The following is an 11707-nucleotide window of genomic DNA, read 5'->3' on the forward strand; positions in this document are numbered from 1 at the left end:
TGAGGCTGGAATCGTGCCGTTGCCGTTTCGCGAATGCCATGAACCGCGAACCCGGTACCTGATTGCAGTTGGGGAACACATGTCTTTCATCGATCGCCTTCTTCAGAGCCGCAGGATCGTCACCAAGGTTCTTCTGTTCGTCATACCGCTGATTCTGTTGATCGCCGGCGTCGGGCTTGCCGGTTATTACACAGCCAACATGCTCAACGGCCATATGACGGTCACGCGGGCGACGATCGAAAACATCGGCGATTTTGAGCATCTGCAGGCATCCCTGCAGGCCTTTACCGAGGCCCCGGACGAGGCGTCGCTGACAGCCTTGCGTGGAGGCATCGACCGGCAGAGCAAGGGCGTCGCCAATCTCGAGGCGCTCCTGGCGAACGAAGGCGACCGAAGCCGCGTCGCCGTGGTGGCCGCACTTGCCGGCAAGCTTTCCGCCAACACCGACACGCTCTGGGCCGTGGAGCAGAAGCGCAAGCAGAACGTGGCCGCCATCAACGAGATCCTGAATGGCGTGCGCGGCGCCGCAACGGGCGTCGACAAACAGGTCGAGGTGATCCAGAAACAGTTCGACGGCAAGGAGCGCTTCGCCAAGAAGCTGCTTTTCGAGGCTTTCGCCTACCGGTCGATCGCCCGCCGGCTGGAAAACCTGCGCACCGCCGTCAGGGCGGCCGACAGCGATGAGGGCACGGTCAAGGCCGGCTCTCTCTATGGCGAGACCTTGAAGAACGAGTTCGCCAAGATCGAGAGCATGTTGTCGTCCAACGGGCGCACGGCGATGCAGCCTATCCAGCAGGCGACCGACAGCTTCCTCGCAATCGTCAACGGAAGCCAGACCGCAACGGAAAAGGCTCAAGCCATGCGGGTCGCCGCAAGCGCCTTCATGAAGCCGCAGGGCGACCTCAACGCGGATGTCACCAAGAAATCCGGCGACGCATCCGAGCGATTTGTCGAGCTTGAAGGCGAGATCGCCGCTCTAAAGAGCGTTCTCGAACAGATCGATCTGTCGCTCCAGCTGGCCAACGCCTTGCAGCTTCACACGGAGCGTTTCGTCACAAATCCCGGCAAGGAATCCCGCGCTCTCATCGCGTCCGATATCGAAGGCCTGCGCTCGACCAGCGCCAAGGTTTCCGATCTCAATCCGCGCAACGCGGCCACGCGGGATTTCGGCGCCACACTCGACAAGCTGCTGGGAACGCTGGGGCAGCGCGCCGACGAGATGCTTGCGATCACGCAGGAATGGGCCGGCGCACGAGCCGCCGCGACCGAAACGCTGACCGCGGGCATGGCGGGCCTGAAGAATTTCGTCGCCCAGGCCCAGGAAGTCGGCAAGGAAGATAGCGAACGCTCCGCCCAGCTTTCCGTCATCGCCATGGTGGTCGGCACGGTGCTGGCGATTGCGGGCGGGCTGATGCTGGTCGAAACCCTGCGCGGGCCGCTGCGGCGCGTCACCGACATCATGAAGCGGCTTGCCGACGGGGACCTCGAAGTGAAGATCGAGGGACGGGAGCGGGGCGACGAGATCGGCGACATGGTCCGCTCGGTCACCGTCTTCCGCGATGCCGCGCTCGAAAACGTCCGGCTGGAACAGGAAGCGGCAGCGGCCCGTGATCTCTCGACGGCGGAGGCCGAACGCCGTGCGGCAGACCGGGCCCGGATCGCTGCCGAGCAGCGGCAGGCCCTGAGTGCGCTTTCGGAGGCCCTGGGCCAGCTCGCCGAGGGCGATCTGGAGCGCAGCATGGAAGAGAACCTGCCCGAAGATTTCGTGGAGATGGCACGGACCTACAATCAGGCCGTCGAGGCGCTCCGCGCGACGCTTGCCGATGTCCGTTCCACCGCCGAAGATATCAACGGCGGCACGGGCAATCTTGCGGCCTCGGCGGATGATCTTGCCCGCCGCACCGAACAGCAGGCTGCGGCGTTGGAACAGAGTTCGCGTGCGCTGCGCCAGCTGAGCGACATCGTCCGGACAACCGCTGAAAGCGCCCGCCAGACCTCCGTTTCCGTCAACGAGACAGAGGAGTTCGCGGTGCGCTCCGGCGAGGTCGTGGCCCGCGCAGTCGACGCCATGGGCGAGATCAGCCGCTCGTCTGAAAAGATCGCCACGATCATCGGCGTGATCGACGAAATCGCCTTCCAGACCAATCTTCTGGCACTCAATGCAGGCGTCGAGGCCGCGCGGGCAGGCGAGGCGGGCCGAGGCTTTGCCGTTGTTGCTCAGGAGGTGCGTGAACTGGCCCAGCGCTGCGCGGGAGCGGCTCGCGAGATCAAGGGCCTGATCTCGGCAAGTTCAACCCAGGTGCAAAGCGGCGTGCATCTGGTCGAAGAAACCGGCACGGCACTCACGGAGATCATCGGCCACATTACCGATGTCCGCAAACTCGTGGCCCAGATCTCTGCAGCCACCGGCGAACAGTCGACCGGCATCAGCGAAGTCACCAGCGCCGTGCACGAAGTGGAACTGATCACCCAGCAAAACGCCGCCATGGTCGAGGAGAACAATGCCGAAATCCATGGCCTGCGCCAGCGCGTCGAGACGCTGTCGGAGAAGATCGAGCGCTTCAGGACCGGAGATGCAGGCCCGAAGTTTTATGCTGGCAACCATCACCACCGGGCAGACAATCGCCGCCGCGGTGCTGCCTGAACGCCTTTCGGTCGCTTAACCAAAAAAAGCCGGGGTCTCGAAGCCCCGGCTTTTTGCTGTCCTATAACGGGCAGAGAACGCGAGCTCAGCCCCCGGTAACGCTCATATGGCGGGCGACGGCGGGCCGGTTGTGCTGGCGGTCGATAATGAAGTCGTGGCCCTTGGGTTTGCGGGTGATGGCTTCGTCGATCGCCGCGGACAGATAGTCGTCGCTGTCGGAGGCGCGCAGCGCCGTGCGCAGGTCCGCCGCATCGTTCTGGCCGAGGCACATGTAGAGCGTGCCGGTGCAGGTCAGCCGCACGCGATTGCAGCTCTCGCAGAAATTATGCGTCATCGGCGTGATGAAGCCGAGCCGCCCACCGGTCTCCCTGACCTCGACATATCGTGCAGGCCCGCCCGTCTTGTAGGGAATCTCGGTCAGCGTGAACTGTTCTTCGAGATCGGCGCGCAGCTTCGACAGCGGCAGATACCGGTCGGTCCGGTCTTCGTCGATCTCGCCCATCGGCATGGTTTCGATGACTGTCAGGTCCATGCCGCGGCCGTGGGCGAAGCGCAGCATGTCGGCGATTTCAAACTCGTTGAAATCCTTGAGCGCAACCGCGTTGAGTTTGATCTTCAGGCCGGCCTTCTGGGCAGCTTCGATGCCCTCCATCACCTTGCTGAACTCGCCCCAGCGGGTCACCGCCTTGAATTTGACGGGATCGAGCGTGTCGAGAGAAACATTGATGCGCCGAACGCCGCAGTCGTACAATTCGTCCGCATGTCGGGCGAGCTGGGAGCCGTTGGTGGTGATCGTCAGCTCGTCGAGTTTGCCCGCATGGACTTGTGCGCCGAGCTCACGGACGAGGAACATGATGTTCTTGCGCACCAGCGGCTCGCCGCCCGTCAGCCTGATCTTGCGCACGCCCTTGGCGATGAAGGCGGAACAGAGCCTGTTCAGCTCCTCGAGCGTCAGGAGGTCCTTCTTCGGCAGGAAGGTCATGTGCTCCGCCATGCAATAGGTGCAGCGGAAGTCGCAGCGATCTGTGACAGAGACGCGCAGATAGGTGACCGCGCGCCCGAACGGATCGATCATCGGTGCCTTGTCGGCGACAACTGGCGCTGCGCCTCCGATCGGACCTGTGAAGCTGTTCACGCGATATCTCCCTTATCCCGGAAAGTGGGGACATCATGACATTTCGTCAAGTGTATGACACCAGGGCCGTCAAGAACAGATGGGCGGCGGAAAATCGCTTGCGGCCATCCGGCGAAGCTCATAATCCTCGGCGATCGTGACGATGCGGAGGTTTCACCATGAGCGATATTTGGCCGACCGAACTGAGGGTCTCCAAGGACCGCCGCACGCTCAATGTTACGTTCAGCGACGGTGCGGCCTTTGCGCTGGCTGCCGAAACCATGCGGGTTCTCTCGCCCTCCGCCGAGGTGCAGGGCCATGGTCCCGGCCAGAAGGTGACGGTGCCGGGCAAGCGGTATGTCGAAATAAGGTCGATCACGCCGACCGGCAACTATGCGGTACGAATCGGCTTCGACGACGGCCACGACAGCGGCATCTTCACCTGGACCTACCTGCGCGAGCTCGGGGAACGCGGCGCAGAACTCTTTGCCGACTACGAGCGGGAGCTTGCCGAAAAGGGCCTGAGCCGTGACCCGGGACATCGCTCGCGCTGAACTCGGCTCAGGCTGATTCGGTCTCGTCGACGACTTCTGCGTGCAAGGCGAGGATGATCTTTTCCATCGATTCGGCCATTGCGTGGCATTGTTCGATCGGCGTCGAGGATAGGGTGCGTTCGATCAGGCTCGTTTGAATGGCCATGGCTTCCTCTGCGACCGCACGGCCCTCCTCCGTGAGGAAAAGCCGCAGAACGCGCTTGTCCCTGGTATCGCCGCGCCGCTCGATCAGCCCGCGCTTTTCCATCTGCGGCAGCGTCATGCTCATGTTCGAACGACCGACAAGCAGCTTGCGAGCCAGTTCCTGCTGCGAAATCCCCTCGAAACGATAGAGATTGACCAGAATGTCGAGATGCGGCGGCTTGATGTCGAGGTCCGCGAGTTCGCGAGTCAGCACGGTCTGCATCAGCTGGCAGGCACGCGCCACGGCGATCCAGCTTCGAAAACGCGGATGATCCCAGAGCAGGGCTTGATTTTTGTTCATTGTTGTACTTTATTGTTCAATGTTGAACATTTTTGGATTTTCCCACTATGCCATCCTTTGCACTTCAGGTCATCCGTTTCGCCTTCGCAGCTGGAGGAAGTGTCTTTCCTCACCCCGCTGCCAAACTCGCATTTGGGTTGTTCTGCCGAACGCCGTCGCGACGCCCGAAGGGGGAAAAGGCCCGGGCCGCGCATGCGGAGGGGCGGCAACGGTTGGCGGCAGCGCAGACTGCGCCATTTGCGGTGGGGAAATCCAGAGTCATGGCTTATCGCTTCGGCGGTGCCGGGAGACCGGCCGCACGTCGGTACCTCGTCGTGCACGGCTGGGGTTCCAGTGCGGCCTATATCTCGGCCCTGCCGGCAGGGCTCGCCGAAACGGGTGCCGAAGTCGTGGTGCTGGACTTTCCCGGCCATGGATTGTCGGATGGCCGCAGTCTCAACATGCGTCAGGCTGTCGATGCGATCGTTGAGGCGGAGCGGCGCTTCGGTCGTTTCGATGCTGCAATCGGCCACTCGTTCGGGGGTGCGGCATTGATGCTGGCCGCAGGCGGAGTGATGAAGGAGGCGGGATCGATTTCCCCGGAAAAGCTCGCCGTCATCGGCTCGCCGAGCCATATCCACTGGCTGTTCGAGGAGTTCTCGCAGATGGTCGGGCTGCCGCCGCGCGTCAAGGCGCTGCTGGTCAGTCACGCCGAGCAGGTGGCAGGCACCTCCCTCGATGATTTCGACACGGTGGCAAGTGCGCGAAAGCTCGCAAAGCCGCTTCTGGTCGTTCATGCCGAAGAGGACAAGGAAGTCGCGGCCGATCATGCCCGTCGTTTCGAAGGCGTTGCGACGGCGCGGCTTCACTGGGCAAACGGACTGGGACACCGCCGGATCGTCAGCGACCCTGCGGTCATCGAGACGATCAAGTCCTTCCTCGCCGAAGATCATCGACCGGCGCAGGCCAGCTCCGGCAAGGACGCAGCCGCTTGATCGGATAAATCTGTCATCCTACTGTCGCCCTCGTCGGTTAAGAGCCGGCGCTGCATCGGGGACGGGACATGAGCATCATCACATCGGTCGAAGAACTGAAGGCCATCTACGAGGGCGTCTCGGAGGCTTCCATCGCCAAGGTCACGAAGGTTCTGACGTCGGAATACAGGCGGATGATCGAAACGTCGCCCTTCATGGCGCTTGCCACTGTCGGTCCGGAAGGTCTCGATTGTTCGCCGCGCGGCGACCTTGGGGGAGTGGTGCGGATAAGCGACGATGCGACGCTGTTATTGCCCGACTGGCGCGGCAACAATCGTATCGATTCGCTCCTCAACATCGTGCGCGATCCGCGCGTGGCGCTGATGTTCCTGGTGCCCGGGTCGAACACCGCCATGCGCATCAACGGCCGTGCGGTCATTTCCGCTGAGCCGGAATTGCTCAAGAGTTTCGAAATGGATGGCAGGCATCCCCGCAGCGTCACGGTGATCACCATACATGAGGTCTATTTCCAGTGCGCCCGGGCGCTGATGCGGGCGGAATTGTGGAATCCGGAACGGTTTGTGGATCCAAAGAGCCTTCCGACGCCCGGGAACCTCCTGAAGGCTGCAAAGGCGGATTTCGACCAGGAAACCTACGATCGCGAATGGTCGGCACGCGCCGCCAGGACAATGTGGTAGGAAGCCCAATTCAGGCCCGAGGCCCGGCCTATTTCTTGTAGATCAGCCAATTCTTGCCGGTGTAGTCCTTGTTCATGCCGTCTTCGAAGAAAACGGTGCGGTTACGCCCGCCGTTCTTGGCATGATAAAGGGCCGTATCCGAATTGGCGTAGAGCTCGCCCGGGTCATTTGCCTGCGAGGCCATGGCAAAACCGACGGAGATCGTGACGGGTCCGTAATCCACTCCGGAGCGCGAATTGCGGAAGGTGCGGGTTTCCAGGGCCCGCCGAACCCGCTCGCAGATGATCATCACCTCTTCCGCCGTATTCCCTTCGACGATCATGGCGAATTCCTCGCCGCCGGAACGGGCGACGAAGATGTCCTTGCGGACATTCGACCGGATGACGGAGGCGACGGTGGCAAGGATCTTGTCGCCCACCGGATGGCCGTAGCTGTCGTTGATCTTCTTGAAGTTGTCGATGTCGGCAAGCACCAGCGCCGTGACGGGGAGCACCGCGGAATTGTCGTAGGCCGACGCCAGGCGTTCGTCAAAGGCGCGGCGATTGGCGATGCGCGTCAGCGAATCCGTATTGGCGATGCGCTTGTATTCGTCGAGCTCCCGACGGACTTGCTCCATTTCCTGCGACCGTTGGGCGACGCCGCCGGCCGTCTTTTCTCCATGGGCGAGGGTCGTCCCGGTCGCTTCAGTGAGCAATGCAATCGCGCTCGTCAGGATTTCGGACGAAAGATTGTTTTTCGAGTTGATCCGCTGGGCGGTTTCGCCGAGCAGCTTGCTGTAGCTCTCCAGCGAATGCTGCTCCTGGCGCAGCAGACGCAACAACGATTCCAGCTCCCCGAGGATCCTGTCATGAGCGTTTTCAACAACCGTGGTCTGGTCGGTTCCCAGATAACGCCGGGAGAGTTCATCCAGCTCTTCCTGGCTCGCGCGGCTTCCCAGCGCCGCCAGTTGCAAGGTCAGTTCGGGATTCGAGCCGATATAGGCTTCATAGAAGAGCTGGTAGTTACGCGGAATCGGCGCCGCACCCATGGAGCGCACCGCATAGATGATCTGGCTGACCAAATCGTTAGATTGCGCCTTCGGCGCCGTTGCCGTCGTCATCGACGATCCCCATACCCGCCCGGATTCGATAGATGAATAAGTATGCGAAAAATATTGGAAAAGAATTAAGGGGTCGTTTCGAAAGATTTATTCTCAAATACGGGCTCTGACCTTAAAAGCGTTGATTTTCTTCAAGGATAGCGCCGGTTTACTCCATTACGCCCCTTTTCGAATTCTTTTTGAGAAATATGAATCATGGTCAGATATTAATATTTTCGGCCCATTTAAAATATGACCCCGCCGTGTTCAGGGGCGGGGCCTTTGCCGGATCGTGAGAAAACAGGGGTTATTTCGGTCCGATCATGTTCTCCGGCCGGACATACTGGTCGAATTCTTCGTTGGTCAGGTATCCGCCGCCAACTGCTTCTTCGCGAAGAGTTGTACCGTTCTTGTGAGCGGTCTTGGCAATCTTGGCGCAGATATCATAGCCGAGCTTGGTATTGAGCGCGGTGACCAGCATCAACGAATTTTCGACGCCGCGCTTGATATTGTCCTCGCGGGCCTCGATGCCGACGACGCAGTTGTCAGTGAAGGAAACGGCAGCATCTCCGAGAAGCTGGACCGATTGCAGGAAATTGTAGGCCATCATCGGATTAAAGACGTTCAGCTCGAAATGGCCCTGGCTGCCGGCAAAGGTGATTGCCGCGTGATTGCCGAAGATATGGGCGCAAACCTGGGTCAATGCCTCGGATTGCGTGGGATTGACCTTGCCAGGCATGATCGACGAACCCGGTTCGTTTTCCGGAAGCGCAAGCTCGCCGAGGCCGGCCCGAGGGCCGGAGCCGAGGAAACGGATGTCGTTGGCGATCTTGAACAGCGCCGCCGCGGCGGCATTCACCGCGCCGTGGGCAAAAACCATAGCGTCATGCGCTGCGAGCGCCTCGAACTTGTTCGGCGCGGTCACGAAGGGCAGGCCGGTGATCTTGGCGATCTCGTCGGCGACCTTTTCGGCAAAGCCGACCGGAGCGTTGAGGCCAGTGCCGACAGCCGTTCCGCCCTGCGCCAGTTCGTAAAGGCCCGGAAGAGAAACCTCGATGCGCTTGATGGCCGACGCCACCTGCGCCGCATAGCCGGAGAATTCCTGTCCAAGGGTCAGCGGCGTGGCGTCCTGAGTATGCGTGCGGCCGATCTTGATGATATGCGCAAAGGCCTTCGCCTTCGCATCCAGCGCGGCATGCAGATGCTTCAGGGAAGGGATCAGGTGGCGGACGATCTGCTCGGCGCAGGCAATATGCATGGCCGTCGGATAGGTGTCGTTCGACGACTGGCTCATATTGACGTGATCGTTGGGGTGCACGGGCTTCTTCGAGCCCATGACGCCGCCGAGCATTTCGATCGCCCGGTTTGAGATCACCTCGTTAGCGTTCATGTTCGACTGCGTGCCGGAGCCGGTCTGCCAGACGACGAGCGGGAAATGCTCGTTGAGCTTTCCGTCGATGACTTCCTGCGCGGCTTCGACGATTACCTGGCCGATCGCGGCATCGAGCCCGCCGAGTTGCATGTTGGCGCGAGCTGCCGCCTGCTTGACGATTCCGAGCGCGCGCACGACGGCAAGCGGCTGCTTTTCCCAGCCGATCTTGAAATTGCCCAGCGAGCGTTGCGCCTGAGCGCCCCAATAACGGTCGCTTGCCACTTCGATCGGGCCAAACGTGTCGGTTTCGGTGCGTGTCGCTGCCATCTTCGCTGCCTCTGTTATTCGTGGTCCATGCCGGCTCCGGCTGATCAACAACGCGTTATCGCGCGCATAGGCCGGACGGCCGGCATTACTATACGATTGCGGCGGGTCCGCAAGCGGGCGGACCGGGCTTTTTGCTAGACTTTCGGCGTGCCTTTTATGACACGGGAGACGGAATTGTGAGACCGATATAGTCTGTAACGCGCTGGGAAACGGAAAGACGTCAGTAAAAAATTAACCAATAGTTTCCTAACCTTCTGCGGGTGCGCCGGCACTTTGTCCGGCGCCGGGGATCCGGCCGGACCGGCGGGGCGTTTCTTTCCATCCCTTACGCGATCGGCTAGATGGCGTGGTATATATTCAAGGCCCGCAAACGCAGGCGCGGGATGCACGTGACGGGGACGACATTGCAGCACAGACATAACAAAATTTCGATCGCACTGGCCCTCACGTCAGGCATTTCGATCTTCGCAGGGATGACCGTTCCCGCTCAGGCCCTGACCCTCATGGACATCCTGCGTGGCGGCCCAGGTGCGAACAGGGCAGGCCAGGCGGACAACGGATTGCCCGGCGTGGGCGGCGGGCGCTCGGCGATGCCGAGCGAGAGATCGCTTGCCGATCCGGAGCCGCTGCCGAAGGTGTCGGGACCCCGCTACTACACCTACAAACCCGATGCCGAACGCCCCGTGAAGACCGCAGGTTTTGCGGCCGCCTCCGCGGCTGACGCTTCGCACCTGCTGATCGAGGCAAAAATCTCCGCGCCAGCGGATATCGCCGCTGCCTTGGAGGCGTTCTATGGCAAGACCGCCCAGCCTATCTGGATATCCGACGGCGACATCAACGAGAAGGCGAAGAGCGTTCTGGCTCTTTTCGAAGGGGCAGCCGACTACGGTTTGGAGCCCGCCGACTATCTTCTGTCTGCACCTGCCCTGACGACGGCAAGCGTTGTCGAGCCGACGGCTTCCGGTTCGCCGGTCGTGGCTTCCGATGCGACACCCGCTTCGCCTGCCGATGGCCATGACCGGGCGTTGATGCAGTTCGAGCTGGCGCTGTCCGAAAAGGTGCTGACCTTTGCCCAGGACATGCTGCGCGGCCGCATCGATCCCAACCGGGTTTCCGGCTATCACGACTTCAAGCGCAAGGACGTCAACCTGGCGCTCGTGCTGCCCTTTGCGGAGAAGGGATCGGACGCCGCTGCTTATCTGGAAGGGCTTGCGCCGCAGAGCGCGCATTTTCAGGCGCTGAAGGCCGAGCTTGCGAAATTGCGTGCAGAAGCGACCGACAACGGGCCGCAGGTCTCGCTGCCCGACAATCTTCTGCTGAAGCCGGGCAAGAGCAGCCCGGATATGGCCGGCATCATCGCCGCAATCCAGCATACGGGCTCGGACGCCCTGAAGACCAAACACGCCGCGACGCTTGCTTCTTATCAGCAGACGCCTGAATACACGCCGGAACTCGTCGAGGTTGTGAAGACCTTCCAGGCGGAGGCGGGGCTGAAGCCGGACGGCGTCATCGGTGCCGCCACCATCCGCAAGATGGTCGGCCATACGTCCAAGGACCGGATCGGCAAGGTTGTCATCGCCATGGAACAGGCGCGCTGGCTGCCGAACGATCTCGGGCAGCGCTATGTCTTCATCAACCAGCCTGCCTTCCAGGTCTATTATCATGACCATGGCGTGGAGCAGTTCTCCATGCGCGTGGTCGTCGGCTCCAGGTCCAACCAGACCTATTTCTTCCAGGACCAGATCGAGACGGTCGAATTCAATCCCTATTGGGGCGTGCCGCAGTCGATCATCATCAACGAAATGCTGCCGCATCTGCGCCAGGATCCGAGCTATCTCGACCGGCTCGGCTACGAGGTCTCGGTCAACGGCCGGGCGGTCTCATCGAGCAACGTCGATTGGTACGGCTCCACCCAGAATGTCTCCGTGCGCCAGCCGCCGTCCGGCGATAATGCGCTCGGCGACCTGAAGATCCTCTTCCCGAACAGCCATGCGATCTACATGCATGACACGCCCTCGAAGAGCTTCTTCCAGCGCGACATGCGGGCGCTCAGCCATGGTTGCGTACGTCTCGCCGAACCGCGCAAGATGGCCGCTGCCGTGATGGGCACCACGATCGAGGATATCAATGCGCGGATCGCCGCCGGCCAGAACGTCGCCGCCAAGGTCCCGGTCAAGATCCCGGTCTACGTCTCCTATTTCACCGCCTGGCCGAACAAGGACGGCAAGGTGGAGTTCTTCGACGACGTCTATGGTCGCGATGATGCGATGCTGAAGGCATTCGCGGCAACCACCAAGGTTCGCGCGGCGCGGATCTGACGCAAGGCCTTTAAAGGACTTGAAGGGGCGGCGGCGAGCCGCCCTTATACATTGAGAGGCCGGAGCGTCTGTTATGATGCTCCGGCCTCGTTTGTCATTGGGGTGATCGCAACACCGCAATGGCTGAGGGCAAAGCGGTTGGGCTTGGCCGCCCTGAACCTTCGT

9 protein-coding genes are annotated in these 11707 nt (G+C 61.4%); 5 read left to right on the top strand and 4 right to left on the bottom strand.

Features of this window, described 5'->3' with window-relative positions; genetic code table 11:
* Nucleotides 1-79: 79 nt before the first annotated feature.
* Nucleotides 80-2644: a methyl-accepting chemotaxis protein gene (locus C5L12_RS13735; RefSeq protein ID WP_105372599.1), complete on the top strand. Its 2565-nt coding sequence runs from the start codon at nt 80-82 to the stop codon at nt 2642-2644.
* Nucleotides 2645-2729: 85 nt separating this feature from the next.
* Here the strand turns inward: C5L12_RS13735 and moaA are convergent, their stop codons facing one another.
* Entirely contained in the window at nt 2730-3719 is a 990-nt protein-coding gene (gene moaA, locus C5L12_RS13740; RefSeq protein ID WP_425350784.1) for a GTP 3',8-cyclase MoaA, read from the bottom strand.
* A gap of 218 nt (nt 3720-3937) precedes the next feature.
* Between moaA and C5L12_RS13745 the strand changes: the two genes are divergently transcribed.
* Nucleotides 3938-4312 carry a gamma-butyrobetaine hydroxylase family protein gene (locus C5L12_RS13745; RefSeq protein WP_105372601.1) on the top strand — a complete coding sequence of 125 codons (375 nt, stop codon included), beginning with the start codon at nt 3938-3940 and terminating at the stop codon, nt 4310-4312.
* Nucleotides 4313-4319: 7 nt separating this feature from the next.
* Here C5L12_RS13745 and C5L12_RS13750 read toward each other — a convergent pair whose 3' ends face one another.
* Entirely contained in the window at nt 4320-4796 is a 477-nt protein-coding gene (locus tag C5L12_RS13750) for a MarR family winged helix-turn-helix transcriptional regulator (RefSeq protein ID WP_105372602.1), read from the bottom strand.
* A gap of 260 nt (nt 4797-5056) precedes the next feature.
* On the opposite strand from C5L12_RS13750, the gene C5L12_RS13755 reads away from it, so the two are divergent.
* Together C5L12_RS13755 and C5L12_RS13760 are read left to right on the top strand one after the other, a co-directional pair.
* The gene (locus C5L12_RS13755) at nt 5057-5770 is read left to right on the top strand and encodes an alpha/beta fold hydrolase (protein WP_245422892.1); all 714 of its coding nucleotides are present in this window, start codon (nt 5057-5059) and stop codon (nt 5768-5770) included.
* 68 nt (nt 5771-5838) lie between these two features.
* The gene (locus tag C5L12_RS13760) at nt 5839-6447 is read left to right on the top strand and encodes a pyridoxamine 5'-phosphate oxidase family protein (protein WP_105372604.1); all 609 of its coding nucleotides are present in this window, start codon (nt 5839-5841) and stop codon (nt 6445-6447) included.
* Nucleotides 6448-6475: 28 nt separating this feature from the next.
* Here C5L12_RS13760 and C5L12_RS13765 read toward each other — a convergent pair whose 3' ends face one another.
* Nucleotides 6476-7546, bottom strand: a complete 1071-nt coding sequence (locus C5L12_RS13765; protein WP_105372605.1) for a GGDEF domain-containing protein — start codon at nt 7544-7546, stop codon at nt 6476-6478.
* Between the two features lie 286 nt (nt 7547-7832).
* Nucleotides 7833-9224: a class II fumarate hydratase gene (gene fumC / locus C5L12_RS13770; protein ID WP_105372606.1), complete on the bottom strand. Its 1392-nt coding sequence runs from the start codon at nt 9222-9224 to the stop codon at nt 7833-7835.
* A gap of 383 nt (nt 9225-9607) precedes the next feature.
* On the opposite strand from fumC, the gene C5L12_RS13775 reads away from it, so the two are divergent.
* Nucleotides 9608-11542, top strand: a complete 1935-nt coding sequence (locus C5L12_RS13775; protein ID WP_105372607.1) for a L,D-transpeptidase family protein — start codon at nt 9608-9610, stop codon at nt 11540-11542.
* Nucleotides 11543-11707: the final 165 nt, after the last annotated feature.

The organism is Neorhizobium huautlense, assembly GCF_002968575.1.
GTDB classification, from domain to species: Bacteria; Pseudomonadota; Alphaproteobacteria; order Rhizobiales; family Rhizobiaceae; genus Neorhizobium; species Neorhizobium huautlense.